Source organism: Halobacillus sp. AWM4_238, from assembly GCF_056158265.1.
The window spans coordinates 2561378-2581711 of record NZ_JBSWSY010000002.1 but is presented as its reverse complement, the minus strand read 5'-3'; the positions used below and the strand labels follow the sequence as shown (position 1 = coordinate 2581711).

Below are 20334 nucleotides of genomic sequence, written 5' to 3'. Positions count from 1 at the left end.
GTTGAAAGTTAGGGGTATGAGAAAACGAATCCCTTTACCAAGTTGAATTGTCTTCCACTATCAACTGTTAGAAATGAAAGCGCTCTGCATCAAGGTTTTACGTCCTGTAGAACGGTATATATACTCCATTATCGTTTATGATAAAAGCTGATATTCAGGTGTGGTTTCGAGAATCTTGACATGGCAAAGGGGCGGAGGGAAACGGTGAGACTCCTGTGGGAAGTGCGTGGTAGATGAGACCCCGCAGAGCGTTAGCTCGAGGAGGCTCATCACTCGCCCACGGAAAGCGAACCTTTTCCCGGAGCCCCTTAACTCCCACAAAAGTCTCGAACCTGAGTCTTACAGAATCCTGTCATTTACACTAATAAGTAATCAGGGTTTTATAGAGTAGGATATAAAAAGCCCTTCCTTGGTGGAGGAAGGGCTTTATGGGTTAGAACAATAGATGTGCAATTAGAGTGATAATCGGCAGCGTGATGATTGTCCGTAGAAGGAAGATAATGAAAAGATCTTTGATATTGACTGGGACTTTAGACCCTAGCAATAGCCCACCAACTTCAGACATATAAATCAATTGCGTTACAGATAGCGAAGCAATGATAAAACGAGTCAATTCACTTTCAATGGAAGAGCCGATGATGGCAGGGAGGAACATGTCAGCGAAACCAACAAGAATGGTTTCTGACGCTTCCTTAGCATAAGGAACCTGCATCAGCTCAAGAAGTGGAATGAAAGGCATGCCGATCCATGTGAAAAATGGAGTGAACTCAGCAATGACAAGCGCGATTGTACCCAGCGCCATAACGATTGGAGCCACACCCATCCACATATCAAGAATGTTCTTGCTTCCTTGCTTCAGGAAGTGACCGACTCCTTTTGCTTGGCTGCCTTTTTCTACAGCTTTTGTATACCCATAGGTAATTAGATTGTGATGTTCTGGTACTTCTTCTTTTTGATCACTTGGTTCTTCCGTTACATACGTATCCGCTTTTCTTGACAGAGGTGGGATTCTTGGCATGATCAAAGCAGCAATGAATCCTGCAATAGCAACGGTTAAGTAAAATTGACCGAACATATCGCCAAGACCGACCTCTTGAATGACTACAAGACTGAAGGTGATGGATACGACGGAGAAGGTTGTCCCGATGACAGCTGCTTCACGCTTCGTATAATAACCCTCTTCGTATTGTTTACTCGTAAGAAGGACACCGATGGTTCCATCTCCTAACCAGGAGGCTAAGGAATCGATGGAAGAGCGTCCAGGCAGGCGGAAAAGTGGACGCATGATTTTTGTTAAAATGATCCCGAACAGTTCAAGCAGCCCGTAGTTCAGAAGCAGTGGTAAAAATAGACCTGCAAATAGAAAAACGGCGAAGAGAACATGCAGAAGGGAATCAAGAAGCAACCCACCTGTGTTTGCGCTGGTGATTGCTTCAGGTCCAATTTCAAGGTAAACCATGATAGCGAAAATCATACCTAAAAGGCGAGTAACCACCCATACCGGTGGAACATTAAATAGAGACTGGAAAAATGGTGAACCGCTCAGTGCTTCTTTTCCAGCCAACTTTGCTATGACCGTTCCAATGGCAGTAATCGTAATAATAATCGTCATGATCAAGGATAAATAGTCGGCTAGCCATGTCTCCACCCAACCGGCAAGAATTGCGATCGGTATGGTCACGGCTCCGTCATCCCCGAAGATCGGAAACATAAATAGGAAAATCCCGATCAAGGATGGAATAATGAATTTTAAATGGGAAGATGCATTGAAGTCTTTCGCTTTCATCCAAAATCTCTCCTAACGTCGTTTGTTTTATTTATAAGTGGTTGAGAATAATTATGCAACATTACTTATTCTATTACGTTTTCTGTCAAAAACCAATAGGAAATTTGTAGATGTATGCCAAGTTGTGTTTATGGGAGTGGAAATTGAGGAACGTTTGCTAATACTTGTATTTGTGAGAAAGGGGAGAGGATCATGAGTGATTTCCCGAAGCCAAAAGTTGTTGTCAGTCGTTGTCTGGAGTTTGCGGAAGTTCGTTATAATGGTGCTGTTATTCCGGATAAAGCCGTTCAGCGTATGCAGTCGTATGTGGAATTCATTCCGGTTTGTCCAGAGGTTGAGATTGGACTTGGGGTGCCACGTGAAGTGATACGTATGATAGATGGAGAAGAAGAGCAACTCGTCCAGCCAAAAACGGGGAAGAACCTTACGGATACGATGAAACAGTTCTCAGAAGGTTTTCTCGATCATCTAACTGAGGTCGACGGTTTCTTGTTGAAAAACCGATCACCGACATGCGGCATGCATGATGTGAAAGTTTATCAGAGTGAAGAAAATTCTCAAGTGGTTGGAAAGACCTCGGGGTTATTTGCTAAAGAAATTCTTCATCGCCATGGAGGTCTTGCGATTGAAGAAGAAGGGAGATTGAAGAATTTCACCTTAAGGCATCATTTTTTAACGAAATTATTTACGCTGGCTGATTTCCGGGAGGTGAAGAAAGAAAAGGGGATGAAAGGTTTGCAGCAGTTTCACGCCCGAAACAAATATCTATTTATGGCCTATCATCCTGGTACGCTCAAGAAGATGGGGCAAACCGTTGCCAATCATGATCACCTTGCATTTGAAAGTGTCATTCAAATCTACGAACCCTTGCTCCATGAACTCATGAGTAAGCCGGCTAAACCGAGTGCCCACGTGAACGTCTGTCAGCATATTGCAGGATACTTCAAAAAAGAATTGTCTAGAGAAGAAAAGGAAAGCTTCCAGAGCTTGTTGGAACAATATAAAGTTGAAAAATTACCATTGAGTGCTGTTTTGAGTGTATTGAATTGTTGGGTCGCCCGTTTTCAAAGTGAATACCTTAAACAGCAAACGTATTTTGAGCCTTATCCTCTGGAACTTGTAGAAATATCGGATTCAGGAAAGGGGAGAGCCTATTCCTGAATCATCCGATGTAGGATTTCAAAATCCGGTCCACTTGTGATCCGTACATTTCACCAAACATATTAAGGTGGACGAGCAAATAGAAAAGCTGATAGACCGCCTTTGTATCTTGATAGTCATCGGGAAGTTGGAAATGCGTATGGTACTGCTCCAGGAAATTTGGCGGAAATCCTCCAAACAGCTCAGTGAAGGCAAGTTCAAACGCGTGGTCTCCATACAAGATAGACGGATCGATTAAAACAGGTTCACCCTCAGTAGTGGTCATCCAATTCCCTCCCCATAAATCGCCGTGCAGGAGAGAGGCTTTTGGTTTATCTGGAATGTAATCTTCGATTCGCTCCATCAGTTTTTTCAATCGTTCTTCACGATGTCCTGTTATCGTACCTTTTGAAACGCCTATTTCTAACTGTCCACCTAATCGATAGCGACTGTAATACTCTGTCCAAGATTTGCACCACTCATTCTGTTGATCCAATTCACCAACGAACGTTGGCTTGCCATATCCGTACTTCTCAGATGTATGCAGATGCATGTGAGCCAGGCTTTTACCGAGGGAATGGGAAGCATGATTGGGTCCTTTTTCAATCCATTCCATGACAAGAGCGGCTTTTTCATTCCCTTCAGGACAGTCATAATAGTACACGTCAGGCACTCGGATCGCTCCTGTTTCTTTGATCAGACGCAAACCCTCTGCTTCTGCTTTAAAAAAGTGGCTCTCTACTTTTTCATTGACTTTAATAAAATAAGGACGACGATCTGTTTCTACATAATAGGATTGATTGATATCCCCACCGCTCACAGATTGGATGGTACGTAGCGGGGAGGTGTCGTTAACTTTTTCTACTGTTTCACGAATGAAAGATTCCATCGTACTCCCTCCTAATGAATGGTCATGGAAATCGGTGGTTCGGGTTTCATTTCTTTTTGATAGGCATAGATGGTATGAATCTCTTTGAACCCGAATTGTTGATATAAGGCCTCTGCCTGCTCGTTCTCTGTTCTAACCGAGATAGTGACCACATCCAATTCGAGGGCAAAGAATGCATATTGCAGTGCATGATGGATAAGTTCCGAACCGACACCACTGCTCCGGTGATCAGCGGCTACATTTACAAAGCAGATTTCCCCTTCATGGCCTGGGATAATCGTTTCAAAGTAGATGTATCCGATCAACTCTCGATTTTGCTGGTAACCCCAAAGGTAATTGCCCTCATCTCCGGATAGATGCAACATTTCTTTCGTCGTGTAGTAGGCGGCGGAAGGGTGAATGTCATTCAATGCCGCATAGTCTTCCTGTTTAAGTCCGACGATGGATGTGTTTTTTGCTTCATTGGCTTCATACAAAGATTTATGGACAGCTAACGTCCGTTCTACATTGTACATTTGAAAATCATGTCTCTCTGAAAAGGAAACGAGTGCTTGATTTGCAGCAAAACAGGCAACCTTCACGACGTCAAAGTGCAGCTGCGCTGTTAAAGAAGCCTTGTCCCATAAACGCTCAATGACTTCCTCTTGGTTCTTGATCGCGAAAGGCCCCAGTAAACGGCATAACTTTTGTTCGAAAAAAGGAAGAATGCCGAGGAATCCAATGATTTCTTCTCCTTCCCAAGCCACATAGGCAAGAGGCTCTTTGAACTGCGTCAACGTCCAGATCTGTTCAAAGATCTCGTTTTGTTCAGAAGCCATCCAGGCCACATAATGGTGATCTTGTTCATTCATTTTAAACAGCCACTCAGCGACGGTATGCAACTCTTTGACTTCCAATTCACGAATATGCATGAGCAACACTCCTTTGTATAGTAAATTTTCACACAGTTGGGATAGAAGGCGCAACTGTTAGGGGAGATAGCTGCGTGCTGCCATCATCTCTTCTCTTCTTCTAATGTTGACCTCTCTTGAAGTGCCCTGTGAAAACCTATGAAACAAAGCTTTTATTTTTATGATTGACTGAAATGATAGAAGGGAAGAATGAAGTACAGAAGTGTGAAGGGGGAGGAAAATGGGACAACGGTTAAAATACATATCCATATACAGAATTTCCATTATCGTCTGGATGGCGTTGAAATTTCTCATACAAATTTTCTGGTTTGAAAAAAGGCACCGGATTTGGGATCAGGATACGAAGCGCAAATGGGAGGAGATGCTGGCAAAGCAAGCGGAAGAATACCGGAAAAAAGCTGTTTTGTTAGGTGGCCTCTTAATCAAGTTCGGTCAATTCTTAAGTTCAAGGGGAGATCTATTACCTCAATCGTTTATTAGAGAATTAGAGGGGCTCGTGGACAGAGTTGAGCCCATTCCCTTCCAGTATTCAAAGCAGACCATAGAGGAAGATTGGCAGGCCCCTCTCGATGAATACCTTTCAACGATTAATGAAGATTCCATTGCATCCGCTTCGATTGGAGAAGTGTATAAAGCTCATTTGAAAGACGGCACCCCCGTTGCGGTCAAAGTTCAAAGGTACCGCGTCCGCGACACATTTCAAATGGACTTTAAAGCATTGAAAATTGTATTTTGGATGCTGGATAAGCTTACTGTTTACGGGAAGAAAGCAGATCTCCCCGCTTTGTATCGGGAAGTTGTTCGAGTGATCAGCAATGAACTGGATTTCACGATGGAGCTTGAAAACGGCAACCATTTCAAAAAGAGGTTTGCAGACTTTGATGATGTCTATATTCCTGACTATTATTCAGAATTATCGACGAAGCGTGTCCTTGTCATGGAATGGATTGAAGGAGCGAAAATTACGGACTTATCGTTTATTAAAAAGCATAACATCGACAGGGAGAAAATTGCCCGTACGTTGTTTGATTTGTGTGTGGAACAGTTTCTGTATGCAGGCATGTTCCACTCTGATCCTCATCCAGGAAATTTGATGTTAAAAGAGGATGGAACGGTCGTTGTCATCGATTTTGGAATGGTTGGAGAGATCAAAAACGAAGATGCCAATTCAATCCGGAAAATGATTCAAGGCTTCATATTGGATGATTACGACAGAGTCATTGAATCGCTGCAGGAAATGGATTTCTTACTTCCTGATGCAGATACAGAAAAAGTAAAGAAACTGTTGAAACAGACCACAGACATGTACTTGGATGGGAACTTTGACAAGTTGGATGCGCATATGATGAATGATATGCTGGGCGATTTACAAGAGTTTGTGAAAGAGCAGCCGATTCAGCTCCCGGCCGATTATGCATTTTTGGGACGTGCGACGTCAATCATTGTAGGAGTACTGACAACGGTGTATCCTCAAATCGATTTGATTCAGTGGGGCAGACCAGTGATTAAGAAATGGATGTCAGGAGAAGCTTCCAGTTTTTCTTTATATAAAGAAATCGCCAAAGAGACAGCCAGGCCACTCCTTTCCTTACCGAGAGCGTTGGTCGAGTTTCTAGAAGATGGAGATAAGGAGAGAGAATGGAAGAGTTATCATCAAAAAAACCATTTATTTCATCAATTTTATCTCGTTTATACATTTTTTTCACTCGTGATCGCAGGAATCGGTGCAGCTGCTCTTTATTACACATTCATCGTTCCTGTCCTCCCTAATTTATGGATCGGGGGCATTTTATCAGGAATCGGTGTATTAGGATTTCTCGTAAGTTCGTTCAATCATTTGAGGATGTTAAAACGAATTCATCACAATAGGAGGAATGAAGGATGAGTGATCTATTAAAGAAAGGATTCCATCTTGGCTTAGGAGCTGCCATCAGTGGCAAGGAACGTTTTGAGAGAATGGTCAACGATATGGTGAAGCGCGGAGAAATCAGCCCTTCGCAAGCGAAGACCATGGTCAACAATTGGATGAATCACTGGATTTCAAAAGGGCAAAGCAAAGACAAAGAATGGAATGAGCAAGCTAAAGCCAAATTCCAGGACCAAATGAAGGAATTAGGCTTTGTTTCAAAAGCAGAATACGAAAAACTGGAAGCTCGCATCGAAAGGCTTGAAAACATTCATGGAAGATAATCAAAGAAATGCCCCCGTCTCACAAAAACGGGGGCATTTCTTTTTGAAAAACCTTAGTATTAATGGCAGGGTTGCGAGAGGCTTAAATTCGAGATAGACGGGTACGTTGCCCCATGTCGAGGGAGAGACGTACCTATATTTATAACAGTAATGTGTCCCATCAAGTTGGTAAGAAGCCTCTTTTAGGGGAGTCTACCTCGTTTTCTTGATGAGCTTGTAAAGAAAATACGTAAGGGAAAAGACTAAAAATGCTGTAATAACGAGACTGATATAATACATAACCCCTTCTCCCATCCAATCCAGAGGGGTCCCTGCCATAGGAGGACCATTCAAATACAAGTAATTGGTCTGGAAGAACGTATTGAAAATGAAGATGAGCACACTGTAGATCAGTAGGTAGAAGAAAGTTTCCACTAAGTCTTTGCCTTTAATGGCAACCTTTGTCGTTACGATCAAAAAAAGACTGGTCCAGGAGATAGCCATGTGATGCACAAAGAACTTCCAAAAGCGGAAGTGCTCATATCCATGAGGGATGTCTGGAGTGATCAAGGCAATGGCAGCTGGCAGAATCCCTATGAAAAAAGTAATCTTTATGAGTTTCGGTTGATAGGTAAGGAGTGCGACCACACCTAATAAAGAAGCGACCCCGCATAAATGGAGGGGGAGGTGGCTCCCTTCCATCCAAAGCCCATGCATAATCGTCCACGTTTGGTAACTGATTTCAGAAAGAATGAGCAACAGTAATAGACTGTAGCGGACGATGTTATGTAGTCGTACGGATTTTTTTAAGGGTTTATGCATAAGCAGAATCGCTACAGAAACAATCAAATAGGTGCTGAGCATCCATTTATGTCCAGTACCGAATGCAGTAAAGGATTGTTCGATTTGTTCACTGAACCATCTTTCCATAATAGCCTCCTAGAGTAAGGGCTTTAGCTGTGCTATGATTCTACCATATCATTTGGCAGAAAAGAGGGTCGATATGCAAAAGATGAACTGCTTTCGATGCAAGCATTTTCGGACGACCTGGAACCCGGCTTTTCCAAGAGCGTGCGAAGCTTATGGCTTCAAAACGAAAGAAATGCCATCCGCTCTGGTTTTAAAATCGACAGGTACCGAATGCCAGCAATTTGCTGAAAAGAATCTAAAAAAGAAGGAGAGTCGACCTGAGACTTCTTCGATGATCGATTATCGACTGTAAATTAAATGAAATTTCAGAATATGTATTTACACTCGCTTATTCTATGGTATGCTGATGAATATTTCAGTAAGCTGAAGAAAAATAGAGAGCGGCTGAAAAAAGATGAATGAGTGAGAGGAGTGGAGTAAAGTGAGTATGGCGAGAGAACAGTGGGGGACGAAGCTGGGCTTTATGCTAGCCGCAATGGGTTCAGCTGTCGGACTTGGAAATATATGGAGGTTCTCCTTCGTAGCAGGAAATAATGGTGGAGGCGCCTTTTTGATCTTGTATTTATTATTTGTACTCTTAATCGGTGTGCCCCTGTTATTGACTGAAGTTAGTATTGGAAGGAAAGCGGGAAGTGACGTTGTCGGTTCATTCCAGAAGCTGGCCCCTAAGACTCCCTGGTATTTAACAGGGTTCTTTGGTATTGCCAGTGCTTTCTTGATCTTAGGGTTTTATGCCGTAGTAGCTGGATGGGCGATCTTTTACTTTTGGAATTATATCAATGGTTCATTCTTTACTTCGCCTGAAGTTGGCTATGATGGGGCATTTGGTCAATTTATCAGCCACTCCTGGCACCCCATTGCCTGGACGGCACTATTCATGATTCTGACCATCGTCATTGTTTTGAGTGGTGTAAAAAAAGGAATTGAAGCGGCAAACAAAATTTTCATGCCCCTGCTGGCCATCATTTTGATTGGTCTTGCAGTCTTCAGCCTTTCTTTAGATGGGGCTTCAGAAGGTTTGAAATTCTTGTTCCAGCCCGATTGGACGGCATTTAGCAATCCATCCATCTATATAGCTGCCCTGGGTCAAGCCTTTTTCTCCCTGAGCCTTGGTATGGGAGCCATGCTGACGTACGGCAGTTATTTGAAAAAAGAAAACAAGTTGCCGAGTGCAACACTTGGCATCGGGATTATGGATACATTTTTCGCCATCATTTCAGGTGTGGTGATTTTTCCAGCGGTGTTTGCCTTTGGCATTGATCCAAGTTCAGGACCGCCTCTTGTGTTTATTACCCTTCCAAGTATTTTTGAGCAGATGCCATTCGGCGGAATGATCGGATTGGTGTTCTTCTTTGCCTTGATCCTGGCATCCTTATCCTCATCTGTATCTATCTTGGAAGTACCGACTGCCTACTTCATGAGAGCTTTCGGGTGGACGCGTTTTGCTACGAGTGTGTTAGTTGGGTCCATCATGTTTGTCTTTGGAATTGGTGTTTCCCTTGGCTTTGGCTTATGGTCCGGCGTGACACCGATTGGAGACTTGAACATCCTTGATTCTATGGATTATATAGCTTCCAACATCCTGCTTCCACTAGGTGGACTATCCATGGCCCTTCTTGTAGGCTGGTACTTCAAGAAGTCCGAAGCATTGGAAGCTACCGATATGAAAAACGGGCTGCTTGGCAACCTATGGTTCACAATCGTCAAGTTCATAGCCCCTGTTATGATCATAGTGATCTTCCTAAACCAAATCGGAGTCATCTCCCTATAAAGCCACAACCCAAGCCCCCGACCTATCGTCGGGGGCTTTTTTACACGTGGGCTCTTTACATATCCTTATTAAAGAAAATGGCAGGATTGTTCAAGACTCGATTTCGAGACTTTTGTGCTGTGGGTAGGGGCTGAGGGGAATAGCTCGCTTTCCGCGGGAGCGCGGTGAGCCTCCTCAGGCTAACGCCTTGCGGGGTCTCACCCTGCACTTTTTTCCCGCAGGAGTCTCGCCATTCCCCTCCGCCCCTTTGCCATGGGAGACTCTCGAAATCACTCCTGGAAGAATCAGCTTGTAAGATTGAATAAATACGAGAATATTAACCTCCCGACGTCGGGTATTCAGGACCTAAAAGCTCGATACATAGCGCATCATGCCTGCGTAGGAGGGAAGAGTGTCCTCTACTACATTGGTGTTAGGTATAATGATTAACAACCTCCTCTCCTTGTAGGTAAAGCAGCTTATCCTGGAAGGAGTTTCGAGATCCTCTTATGGTCAAGGGGCGGAGGGAAACGGTGAGACTCCTATGGGACGTGTGGGACAGGTGAGACCCCGGAAGGCGTAGCCTGAGGAGGCTCACCGCCCGCCCCATGGAAAGCGAACCTTTTCCCTCCGCCCCTAGAATCACACAAACGTCTCGAAACTGAGTCTTCCATAAAAGGGAGCTTTTCTTCAAAATCAGTAGGGTCACTTTTTAACATTTGATGAAACTGCTGGGAAGAAAAGGACAGAGGAGAGGGGAACGTGTTAAACTACGACAGAGTACCATCTTTTTATGGAAAAGGAGAAAACAACCTATGGCAATCACAAACAAAACAGTCTTGAAAAAGATGTCCAGTGAGATACAGGAAGCCATGCTGCAGCATGGAAACGAACACAAAGTGAGGGAGCATGTGCGTTCTGTGAAACTGCTTGCCGACTTATTGTTAGAGGAAGGCGCAAGTCCACAAAGTTCACCAGGGCCCGTTCAAGAACCAACAGTTGAAGAAATCCGCAAGATGATGGGATCAGACAAGTCTGAGCCTGTCCAGAAAGAGAATAAAGAAACAAAAATCGACCATGATGAGGCCAATGGGTCTTCCATTTTCGATTTTTAAGGGGGAGAAGAAATGAAGCTCTTATTAGTTTTAGCCGTAATCAATGGATTCTTATCCGTCGCTTTAGGTGCGTTCGGAGCTCATGGACTTGAAGGGAAAGTCTCAGAAAAAGGATTGGATCAATGGGGGAAAGCCGTCGATTATCAAATGTTTCATACGATGGCATTGTTCGTCACAGCTTTATTGATGAGCAAAATCCAGACCGGTGTTATGACCGGTGCGGGGTGGTTTTTCTTCATAGGAATTCTGCTTTTCTCCGGAAGTCTTTACATCTATGCTACGTCTGGGATCAAAGTATTTGCCATGATTACTCCGCTCGGAGGCCTGTCATTTTTGATCGGCTGGATTTTGCTGGGCTATGCCGTCATTAAATATATTTAATGTTAAAAGTACAGGATGGTCGTGAAAAATAATAGGATGACAGCTCTCAATAGTTGAATGATGGCATTTACTTTTTGCTGTCTTTTCATCTCGAGCATACCTTCCAGGGCGAAGCTCGCCGCTAGAACATAAAACATCAGTAAGATGATCCACTGGTGGTCGAGTTGGAATATACCAATCACGGCAAGGATGACAGCTAATAAAAGGGCACCTAATTGGGCTCTGTGGTAACTCTCGTATGGAGGTCGCATATGCACACCCTTTTCTTTTGGCGTTTAGCCAGTAATTTTGAATACGGAAATGAAAAACTCGCTACCGAAATAGCGAGTTTTTTACTTCGTTAACGGGGCTGATAATTGGCCATACCCTGACCTGCGCCAAACGGGTAATTGTAGTTGATTTCTTCGTCGAATGTAATGTAATCCAGATAGACCATCAAGAGTAAATAACGTTTCCCTGTTTGAGGATCACTGAGGATGATGTGGTCTCTTCCTGCCGCTTCCACGATACCTTTGAAAACTTTGGCGTTCCATTGGTCGTTGTTTTCAAAAGTCATATACACCGTGGCGGGCTTCCCGGCATTCAGTCGTAAAATGTTTTCAATGTATGATTCTTCGGAAGGTAACATATTCGGAGGGTTTACTCCTTTTGATTGGGCTTGCTGCATTTGTGGAACTTGTAGACCGCCTTGCTGCCCTTGCGGTGGGAGCATACCCTGGTGCATCTGTGCACTTGGATAGTATTGCATATACGGGTTTTGGCCGTAATACGGGGAAGATTGACCGCCATACATCGGCTGTCCTTGACCTTGCCCCTGACCCTGTCCGCCCATTTGCGGTTTCTTTTGTGCCAATTGAATCACTCCTTATTGGAATTAATAAACAGTAGGACAGTCAGACCGAGTCGGAGAATAGAAGCAGTGGGATTTGAACCTGCCCGTATTCCATTGGCCGAACCACTGAGCTGGACAGTCTCCCGAAGGCTTGAAAAACCAAAGAGAATTCGTGGCAGGGTGGAACCGCTCACCGTTGATCGTCCTTCTTGCCAGCCGTTTGTCTTTTTCCCGTGCCCTTTGGTAGAAGTATCCCTTTTGAGTAGCCTCAAACCCACCTGGACTCTGGTACACCATCTTACGAATCGAATCGATGTCCGTAAAATCAATGCAATCCCCACGCACACGGTTGACCCCTGTATTTCCGACCATAAGCATGCCTAGTTTACCTTCTCCCTCAGCCTCTGCTCTCATAAGTCTGGCTAACAATTTGACGTCGGCCTGATTGAAGGGGATAACAGCCATGCGGTCACCTCACTTTAATAAAGGCATGATTGCATGTTCTTTAACACTATATGTTGGACGCCCATGGAGTTATGATTAAAAATAATTTCTGCTGGACAACAAAAAAAGGACCTCCCACGCAGGGATGGTCCTTTTGCTATTCTTAAACAATATGGCAGGTTTCTATAAGACTCAATTTCGAGATGGTTCGGGGTTCGTTGCTGAGTTGAGCGTCAGGGGTGGTTGGGAAGCTACTCGCTTTCCTGCGGGGATGGCGGCAAGCCTCCTCGAGCTAAAGCTCTGCGGGGTCTCGCCAGCCAATCCATTCCCGCGGGAGTCTCGCAGCTTCCCAACCACCCCATTTAATAATGTGAGAAACGAACCCACGCACACGCATGGAGGGTCTTCTAAAATCAATGCTCCCTAACTTAAAGCGCTATATAGCAAGCTTAAAAATACAATTGGGTCGATGCTTTAAGTTAAATCGACCAAATCCTATGACGCAGGAAAACTGCTTATTCTTGAAGTGGTTTCGAGACACTTATATGGCAAAGGGGCGGAGGGGAATGGCGAGACTCCTATCTTAAGTGTGGAGGCGCCTTGGTCAGCGGCGTATGGACTGGACTGAGCTGGCGGAGATAAAGGAAACACGAAGAACGGAGTGATTCGATGTTGACTTATCGTACAGAAGCGAGGGAAGTCTCACTAGCCGCTAGGCGCCGGAACCGGATATCTACGAGGAAAAAAGTGCTTGGTGAGACCCCGCAAGGCGTTAGCCTGAGGAGGCTCACCGCGCTCCCGCGGAAAGCGAGTCATTCCCCACAGCCCTTAAAACCTCTCACAAACATCTCGAAACTAAGTCTTCCACAAAAGGGAGAGTTAGTGGAGGAGGTTGGGGATGTAAAAAAGCTGCCAGGTGAGCTGGCAGCTTTTTTCTTATACTTGTAAAAATTGTTCGACAGCGTCTGGTTTGAGGATATTTCCGATATAGAAAGACCCGAAATCACCATAACGGGAGGTCACTTCATCAAAGCGCATTTCATAAACGAGCTTTTTGAACTGAAGCACATCATGAGCAAATAGCGTGACGCCCCATTCCCAGTCGTCAAAGCCGATGGATCCTGTGATGATCTGACGGATTTTTCCTGCGTACTGACGTCCTGTCATGCCGTGAGCATACATGAGTTTGGCACGTTCATCTTTCTCAAGAACATACCAGTTGTCATTGCCTTGACGGCGCTTGTCCATTGGATAGAAACAAATGTGATTCCATTTTGGAAGGGTAGGGCGCAGGCGTGCCTGAATTTCAGGATCATCCTCATTCGCATTCCCCATGTAATTGGAAAGCTCTACGACAGAAACATACGAATAGGAAGGCTTCGTGAATTCTGCCAACTTGGATTTGTTGAAAGCTGTTTCAATTTCATTCAACTCTTCCATTGTCGGGCGTAGAATCATCATCATGAAATCTGCTTTTTGACCGACTATTGTATATAAAGCATGACTACCTTCTTTGTTACGTTCTGTTTCTTCCCATTGACCGATCAATTCTTTAAATTCATTGATCGCTTCTTGACGGTCTTCGTTTGATGCATGTTTCCATGCTGTCCAGTCGACAGAACGAAAATCATGCAAACAATACCAACCGTCCATGGTAACTACTGCTTCTGGCATAGGATCGATCGCTCCTTTTACAATGAAGTATTGTCCTAATAAAACATCCTTCATAAATATAACACATTTACATTTGGATAGATAACGATGCGGGTATGACAAAAGAGTGAACAGTTTTTGGAGTATCAACTGTAGAGAAATAGGGTAAAGTTATAAAATGAAATCGCTTCAACTGGAAAACTTGATTCGAACCACTTTCATTTGAACACAAAAGGTCTTATCATGTATAACAGAATGAAAAATGGAGGGTTAATCATGAGTAACCTATTTGATACTTTGAAGTCTAAAATTGATGGAAAAGGCAAGAAAGTCGTATTTCCAGAAGCATTAGATGAAAGAATCCTAACAGCAGTAAGTCAATTGGGTGCTGAAGGAATGTTGACACCTGTATTAGTCGGTAATAAAGAAAATGTAGAACAGAAGGCATCTGAATTGGACGTGGATATTTCTGCTGCGGAAATTCTTGATCCTGCTAACTATGATGAGTTTGATGAAATGGTCGCAAGCTTTGTAGAGCGTCGTAAAGGAAAAGCAACAGAAGAAAAAGCTCGTGAAATTCTTCAAAACGGCAACTACTTCGGTACAATGCTCGTGTACATGGGCAAAGCCGATGGTCTTGTGAGTGGTGCGGTACACTCTACGGCAGACACGGTTCGTCCTGCTCTTCAGATTATCAAAACGAAGCCGGGTATCAAGAAGACATCCGGCGTATTCATCATGGTTCGTGATGAAGAGAAATATGTATTTGCCGATTGTGCCATCAACATCAACCCTGACAGTCAGGATTTAGCGGAAATCGCGTTAGCAAGTGCAGAAACAGCGCAACTCTTCGACATCCATCCAAAAGTTGCAATGTTAAGCTTTTCAACGAAAGGTTCTGCTCAGTCCCCTGAAACGGAGAAAGTGACGGAAGCATTGGAGATTGCCAAAGAACAAAACAATGATCTTTTAATCGATGGCGAATTCCAATTCGATGCAGCCTTTGTTCCATCCGTCGCAGAGAAAAAAGCACCGGATTCTCCACTGATGGGTGAAGCGAACACGTTTGTATTCCCAAGCCTTGAAGCAGGAAACATCGGTTATAAAATTGCCCAGCGCCTAGGTAACTTTGACGCTGTCGGACCTATTTTGCAAGGCTTGAACCAGCCAGTGAACGACCTATCTCGTGGTTGTAACTCTGATGATGTGTACAAACTTGCCATCATTACAGCTGCTCAAGCTCTATAAAGTCTTTTGGTCATCCAAAGAAGAAATAAAAAAGCGCTCGACACCCTTATTCCAGGTTGTCGAGCGCTTTTTCGTTTCGTTTAATCATTTGCTCAAACCGCTTATGAAACCAGTCGATTTCGTCTCCTTCTAGGGCATCGGTCACAAGGTGCCCGGAAAGTTCATGCAGCTTCATTAAGATTCGGTCACGGACATCGGCAACGCTTAAAGTGGTGCCCAATAACTCATTCAGGGAAGCCATTACGCCTGGATCGATATCGGGATAGCTGAAGCGCGTCTCTTCCCCGCGTTTGCCCAGTTCATAGAACCGTTTTAAAAGGGCCGCACGCTCTGCACCGCTGCCACTTACGTCAAGGTAAATTTGGACAGCCGACCCGTTTTTGACCCGGCGTTGGGAAATGCCGGCGAATTTTTTACCGTCGATGCTCAAATCATACGTCCCCGGACAATAGGACTGGGTGATTTCATAGGCTTCAATTCCATTAGTAAGATCGGAAAAGAGGTGGCGGATAAATGAGACCATCGCCTCATATCCGTCATGGATGTTTACCTGTTTAGAATCAGGGAAGATCAGGGAAAGGTTCAAAACGCCGTCATCCAGTACGACAGCAAGTCCTCCCGAATTACGGACAATTACATCATAACCGTTTGATTTTACATGTTGGATCGCTTCTTTTATATAAGGAAGGCGGGCATCAGGAATTCCGAGTACAATGGTATCGTGATGGACCCAGAGTCTTGCCGTTGTCGGACTCATACGTTCGCCGACACTCATAGATAACGCATCGTCCATAGCAAAGGATTGTAAAGCCGAAAATCCGGGGCCTAAATTGCTTTGATCGATAAAGCGATACGTATCAGGTTTTAATAATGGATGTAGTTCACTCATAACATTCGTTCTCCTTTTCGAGTAGCAACGTTCATTATACCAAAAGTCGCCTCTTGCATGAATGGATGATCGGTTGTAAAATTCTCTGATGGATAAAAATTTATCGTTTAAAGTTTGAGCGCTTATTGACAGGACTCCAGGCGAATACCTGTCAATTTCTGTCTGTCAAGATGTTTTTTTGTCGGAATTTAAGGTATATAATAGATAAAAATGTCGTGTAGAAAGGACAAACTGATGGCCTATCGTGATGAGAAGTTAAGTGAAGAAAAGGTTTTTAAAGACCCCGTACATCGTTATGTCCACGTTCGGGAACGAGTGATTTGGGATTTGATCGGCACGGCCGAATTTCAAAGACTCCGTAGAATCAAGCAGCTTGGTACATCTTATTTGACGTTCCATGGAGCTGAACACAGCCGTTTCAACCATTCTCTAGGTGTTTATGAAATCGTGAGAAGGATCATCGAGAATTTCAAAGACCGACCGAATTGGAATCAGGAAGAACGTCTGCTTTGTCTTTGTGCTGCACTGTTGCATGACCTTGGGCATGGTCCTTTTTCGCATTCCTTTGAAAAAGTGTACAAACTGGATCACGAAGATTTCACCCAGGCCATTTTACTTGGGGATACGGAAGTGAACAAAGTTCTAAGTAGAGTGGAAAAAGGGTTTCCGAAAAAAGTAGCGGATGTCATCAACAAGACGTACGAAAACAAACTTGTCGTCAGCTTGATTTCCAGTCAAATTGATGCGGACCGGATGGATTACTTGCAGCGGGATGCCTACTTTACAGGTGTTAGCTATGGGCATTTCGATATGGAACGGATTCTACGAGTCATGCGTCCGATGGAAGATCAAGTCGTCGTGAAAGAAAGTGGCATGCATGCCGTCGAAGATTATATAATGAGCCGTTATCAAATGTACTGGCAAGTGTATTTCCATCCTGTAACGAGGAGTGCGGAAGTGATTTTGACTAAAATTCTCCACCGTGCGAAGGAACTATATGAAGATGAGTACAGCTTTAAGCTGGAGCCGGTTCATTTCTTGTCGTTCTTTTCTGGTGAACCTTCCCTGAGTGAATATTTGGCACTGGATGAAGCGGTTGTCCTCTATTATTTCCAGACGTGGATGGAGGAAGAAGATGCGGTGCTGAGTGATTTATGCCATCGTTTCGTGAACCGTAAACTCTTCAAATATATTGAGTTCAATCCGAATGCTCAAATGAATGAATGGATGGAACTATATAAACTCTTCACGAAAGCCGGCTTGAATCCTGATTATTATTTGGTTGTCGACTCCAGTTCAGACCTCCCGTATGACTTTTACCGTCCGGGTGAAGAAGGGGAGAGGCTGCCGATTCACCTTCTGCAGCCGAATGACGAGTTGAAGGAACTATCCAGGCTTTCTGATATAGTTGAATCGATTTCTGGTAAAAAACGGACGGATCATAAATTGTATATTCCTCTGGATCGCCTTGAGGAAATGTCCAATCGCAGCAAAACGAAGAAGCGGATTATGGAAATTTTGTTTGGATAAGGAGTGAACCTCCATGTTGGAGAATCATGCGAAGTTGATGCAGTTTTTCTCAAGCACCGATGAAATTGTAGGCCGAAAGAAGTTACAGAAGATGATTTACATACTGAAAAAGTGTGAAATCCCTTTTGAAGAACGTTACCAATTTCATTTTTATGGCCCCTACTCAGAGGAGCTGACGTTGAGAGTTGAAGAAATGTGTAACCTAGGCTTTATCAGTGAAACGAAAGAAGAAAAGAAGAATTATTATCAATACCGTTACGAGCTGACCGATAGTGGCAGAGATTTTTTGACCCACTATGATATGGACCTGCCACCATTGAATGTCCACATTGAAGAAATGAATGGACGCAGCTCGCGTTTCCTTGAATTGGTTTCCACCATGCTTTTCTTTGAGCATCTGCCGAAAGAAGAAATCACCGAAAAAGTGTTCACGGTCAAGAGCGCTCAAAATTACACAGAAGAAGATATTGATGAGGGATGGAAATTTATTGAATATTTACGTTCCATTCATTAAGATAGATGTAGGTGTACAATGAAGTACACCTTTTTTATTATCTTACAATGTCAGATTATTGAAAAAATAAACTGGGAGCATTCAGTATGATCGTCATACATATCAATGCAAGTCGGTAAAACAAATAAAATGTAGAGTGAGGACGGGTATGTGAAATTCATCAAATTTACTCTTTATTATGCCTTAGGCCTTTTGGGGATTTTATTGATCAGCACATCGCAAGCTTTATTCAGGAATGGATCCTTTTTGGAGTTTAGGAATTATTGGGTGAACTTACGTCAACTTTCGGCCTCTCTTGTAAATCCTGAAGAATGGGTATATCTATACAAAGGGAATGAGGTTCCGATTCTTGAACATTTATGGGACCCTTATCAGTATTCCATGATCGTGTTCTTCGGGGCGATTCTGCTGGGGTTTATTTTGGCGTGTGCAGGAGCCTTATTGACTGTTTTTTTACCAAAGTGGCTGAAAGGGATCGTTGATCGAGGAGTAAGTTTGCTGGAAAGTGTCCCGGACTTATTGTTGGCTTTTTCGTTACAGTTGATCATTGTCTGGGTGTACAACCAAACCGATATCCTTTTGTTCCGGTTTGCTTCCCTTGGGCAGGATAAAGTTTATTTCCTCCCGATGATCGCCCTTGCCGTCCTTCCGATGGTCACGATGTACAGGATTGTTCTTGCACTACTAGAGGAGGAGTGGACCAAATCCTATGTTCAAATGGCCAAAGGAAAAGGTTTAAAAAAGGTGACTATTATTTTTGTACATATTTCACGAAATATAGGCAGGAGCATTTTTTACCACTCTAAAATCATCGTGTGGGGAGCTTTATCCAGCTTACTAATGATCGAATATATATTTAATATGAACGGGATTACGTCTGCCTTTCTTAATGATTTCCGACCGATCGTTACTTTTTTTATTCTCCTCCTGCTTTTTACACCCTTTTATCTTCTGTACCAGGGGACAGAATTGATTCTTACAGCCACTTCTCTGAAGAGGAAGGGGCAGTGGATTGTACTTGCAGTTAAAGAGATTGGTGCTCATTTTAAGAATGTGAAGTTTCTGATTGGGTTTATCATTATCGGGGGTTCAGTTGTGACGAGTATCGTATATACGATGACAGCAGAACCGCTGATCGATCAGTACAGGTTGATTTATGATGACGCTGGAAACCTGGTCAGCTCGGTCCCTCATTCCCCTGAATTTGTTTTTTTAGGGACAGACCCACAAGGTTTCAGTGTATTTGATCAAATTCTTGTAGGAGCAAAATATACCATTCTGTTCGGGATGGCGATCGCCTTGTTGCGAATGCTTCTGGGATTTATCCTTGCGATTCCTTATGCCTTTCTTCTTCCGCAGAAGCTTCAACTTTTTTTCACCAAAATGACGGATAGCATGCATTTTTTACCCATGACCATCTTGGCCTTTTTATTGTTGAGACCGGTTTTATGGATGCCTTATGAGGGATTTACGACAACAGAAAGTGAGAGGATCTTGTATCAAGGCTTCGTTTTAACAATTTTAGCCGTTCCACTTGTCCTGACATTGTTCGGAAATGAAATGAAAATCCTCATGCAGAAAGAGTTCATTACAAGCGCCAAGGTGCTGGGTGGAAGCTCTTTTCATTTGCTTTGGAAACACCTGCTGCCCCATTTGAGTACAAAGATGGGCATTATCTTTGGGCAGCAATTCATTCAAACGATGCTCATTTTTATTCATTTAGGTGTGTTTGATATTTATTTCGGAGGGACGAAGGTAAGTTACGATCCCTTTCAAGCAGACCCTCCCACGAGTACGACTTATGAATGGTCTGGGATGATCGGTGCTGCTAAAGATTCATTGATGACTGGGCAATGGTGGCTCATCGTTCCAACGCTTGTTTGTTTTATGGGTATCATCGTAGCGATGCAGTTAATGATTCAAGGAATGAAGGAAGTTCAGCAACAGCGTGTAGGAGTACCTGTAGAACAGAACACATGGATGAAAAAGATGTTCCGAAGAAGAGAAAAACAAAGGATGAAAGAAGGTTTGGTGAAGGAAGCGGATTTTGTTTTTGTTCAACGCGCTTATGCACGAAAGGGTTCAGAACCTGAAGAACACCAGCCGCAGAGGAGATCTGTGTAATACCGTTTTTTTAACCTGCATCTTTGGGT

The 20334-nt window shown here is 43.6% G+C and carries 20 protein-coding genes; 11 read left to right on the top strand and 9 right to left on the bottom strand.

The genetic code is table 11. The features are described 5' to 3' along the window. Window positions 1-433: 433 nt before the first annotated feature. A complete protein-coding gene (locus ACXACN_RS13015) occupies window positions 434-1786 on the bottom strand; it encodes a YjiH family protein (RefSeq protein WP_474964976.1) in 1353 nt (450 codons plus the stop codon). 192 nt (window positions 1787-1978) lie between these two features. On the opposite strand from ACXACN_RS13015, the gene ACXACN_RS13010 reads away from it, so the two are divergent. Then, a complete protein-coding gene (locus ACXACN_RS13010) occupies window positions 1979-2947 on the top strand; it encodes a YbgA family protein (RefSeq protein ID WP_474964975.1) in 969 nt (322 codons plus the stop codon). Between the two features lies 1 nt (window position 2948). Here ACXACN_RS13010 and ACXACN_RS13005 read toward each other — a convergent pair whose 3' ends face one another. Together ACXACN_RS13005 and ACXACN_RS13000 are read right to left on the bottom strand one after the other, a co-directional pair. Further along, on the bottom strand, window positions 2949-3815 hold the full coding sequence (locus ACXACN_RS13005) for a fructosamine kinase family protein (RefSeq protein WP_474964973.1): 867 nt from the start codon (window positions 3813-3815) through the stop codon (window positions 2949-2951). 11 nt (window positions 3816-3826) lie between these two features. Next, entirely contained in the window at window positions 3827-4726 is a 900-nt protein-coding gene (locus tag ACXACN_RS13000; RefSeq protein WP_474964972.1) for a GNAT family N-acetyltransferase, read from the bottom strand. A 220-nt stretch (window positions 4727-4946) separates the two neighbouring features. Between ACXACN_RS13000 and ACXACN_RS12995 the strand changes: the two genes are divergently transcribed. Then, window positions 4947-6611 carry an ABC1 kinase family protein gene (locus ACXACN_RS12995; protein WP_474964970.1) on the top strand — a complete coding sequence of 555 codons (1665 nt, stop codon included), beginning with the start codon at window positions 4947-4949 and terminating at the stop codon, window positions 6609-6611. Further along, complete coding sequence (locus ACXACN_RS12990) at window positions 6608-6916, top strand: phasin family protein (protein ID WP_474964969.1); 309 nt, start codon at window positions 6608-6610, stop codon at window positions 6914-6916. Before ACXACN_RS12995 ends, ACXACN_RS12990 begins: the two co-directional genes overlap by 4 nt. Before the next feature lie 192 nt (window positions 6917-7108). On the opposite strand, the gene ACXACN_RS12985 is transcribed toward ACXACN_RS12990, so the two are convergent. Next, window positions 7109-7825 carry a YwaF family protein gene (locus ACXACN_RS12985; RefSeq protein WP_474964968.1) on the bottom strand — a complete coding sequence of 239 codons (717 nt, stop codon included), beginning with the start codon at window positions 7823-7825 and terminating at the stop codon, window positions 7109-7111. Between the two features lie 73 nt (window positions 7826-7898). Between ACXACN_RS12985 and ACXACN_RS12980 the strand changes: the two genes are divergently transcribed. From ACXACN_RS12980 to ACXACN_RS12965, 4 genes are all read left to right on the top strand, one after another. Then, window positions 7899-8117 (top strand): uracil-DNA glycosylase, encoded by a 219-nt coding sequence (locus ACXACN_RS12980; protein WP_474964966.1) that lies wholly within the window; start codon window positions 7899-7901, stop codon window positions 8115-8117. Between the two features lie 135 nt (window positions 8118-8252). Beyond that, entirely contained in the window at window positions 8253-9596 is a 1344-nt protein-coding gene (locus ACXACN_RS12975) for a sodium-dependent transporter (RefSeq protein WP_474966877.1), read from the top strand. Window positions 9597-10390: 794 nt separating this feature from the next. Continuing rightward, window positions 10391-10690, top strand: coding sequence for a YwdI family protein (locus tag ACXACN_RS12970; protein ID WP_474964965.1), 300 nt, complete (start codon window positions 10391-10393; stop codon window positions 10688-10690). Window positions 10691-10702: 12 nt separating this feature from the next. Then, entirely contained in the window at window positions 10703-11071 is a 369-nt protein-coding gene (locus ACXACN_RS12965) for a DUF423 domain-containing protein (protein WP_474964964.1), read from the top strand. Window positions 11072-11073: 2 nt separating this feature from the next. Here the strand turns inward: ACXACN_RS12965 and ACXACN_RS12960 are convergent, their stop codons facing one another. From ACXACN_RS12960 to hemQ, 4 genes are all read right to left on the bottom strand, one after another. Beyond that, on the bottom strand, window positions 11074-11322 hold the full coding sequence (locus ACXACN_RS12960) for a hypothetical protein (protein ID WP_474964962.1): 249 nt from the start codon (window positions 11320-11322) through the stop codon (window positions 11074-11076). An 89-nt stretch (window positions 11323-11411) separates the two neighbouring features. Then, complete coding sequence (gene gerQ / locus ACXACN_RS12955) at window positions 11412-11924, bottom strand: spore coat protein GerQ (protein ID WP_474964961.1); 513 nt, start codon at window positions 11922-11924, stop codon at window positions 11412-11414. A 21-nt stretch (window positions 11925-11945) separates the two neighbouring features. Further along, entirely contained in the window at window positions 11946-12368 is a 423-nt protein-coding gene (locus ACXACN_RS12950; RefSeq protein WP_474964959.1) for a cell wall hydrolase, read from the bottom strand. Window positions 12369-13283: 915 nt separating this feature from the next. Further along, window positions 13284-14021: a hydrogen peroxide-dependent heme synthase gene (hemQ, locus tag ACXACN_RS12945; protein ID WP_474966876.1), complete on the bottom strand. Its 738-nt coding sequence runs from the start codon at window positions 14019-14021 to the stop codon at window positions 13284-13286. A gap of 255 nt (window positions 14022-14276) precedes the next feature. On the opposite strand from hemQ, the gene pta reads away from it, so the two are divergent. Beyond that, window positions 14277-15248 (top strand): phosphate acetyltransferase, encoded by a 972-nt coding sequence (gene pta / locus ACXACN_RS12940; protein WP_474964958.1) that lies wholly within the window; start codon window positions 14277-14279, stop codon window positions 15246-15248. Window positions 15249-15294: 46 nt separating this feature from the next. Here the strand turns inward: pta and lipL are convergent, their stop codons facing one another. Next, the gene (gene lipL / locus ACXACN_RS12935) at window positions 15295-16137 is read right to left on the bottom strand and encodes an octanoyl-[GcvH]:protein N-octanoyltransferase (RefSeq protein ID WP_474964956.1); all 843 of its coding nucleotides are present in this window, start codon (window positions 16135-16137) and stop codon (window positions 15295-15297) included. A 234-nt stretch (window positions 16138-16371) separates the two neighbouring features. On the opposite strand from lipL, the gene ACXACN_RS12930 reads away from it, so the two are divergent. The 3 genes from ACXACN_RS12930 to ACXACN_RS12920 all read left to right on the top strand — a co-directional run bounded on the left by ACXACN_RS12930 (window position 16372) and on the right by ACXACN_RS12920 (window position 20305). Then, entirely contained in the window at window positions 16372-17667 is a 1296-nt protein-coding gene (locus tag ACXACN_RS12930) for an HD domain-containing protein (RefSeq protein ID WP_474964954.1), read from the top strand. A 13-nt stretch (window positions 17668-17680) separates the two neighbouring features. Beyond that, entirely contained in the window at window positions 17681-18181 is a 501-nt protein-coding gene (locus ACXACN_RS12925; RefSeq protein WP_474964953.1) for a YwgA family protein, read from the top strand. Between the two features lie 267 nt (window positions 18182-18448). Next, complete coding sequence (locus tag ACXACN_RS12920; RefSeq protein ID WP_474964952.1) at window positions 18449-20305, top strand: ABC transporter permease subunit; 1857 nt, start codon at window positions 18449-18451, stop codon at window positions 20303-20305. Window positions 20306-20334 lie beyond the last annotated feature (29 nt).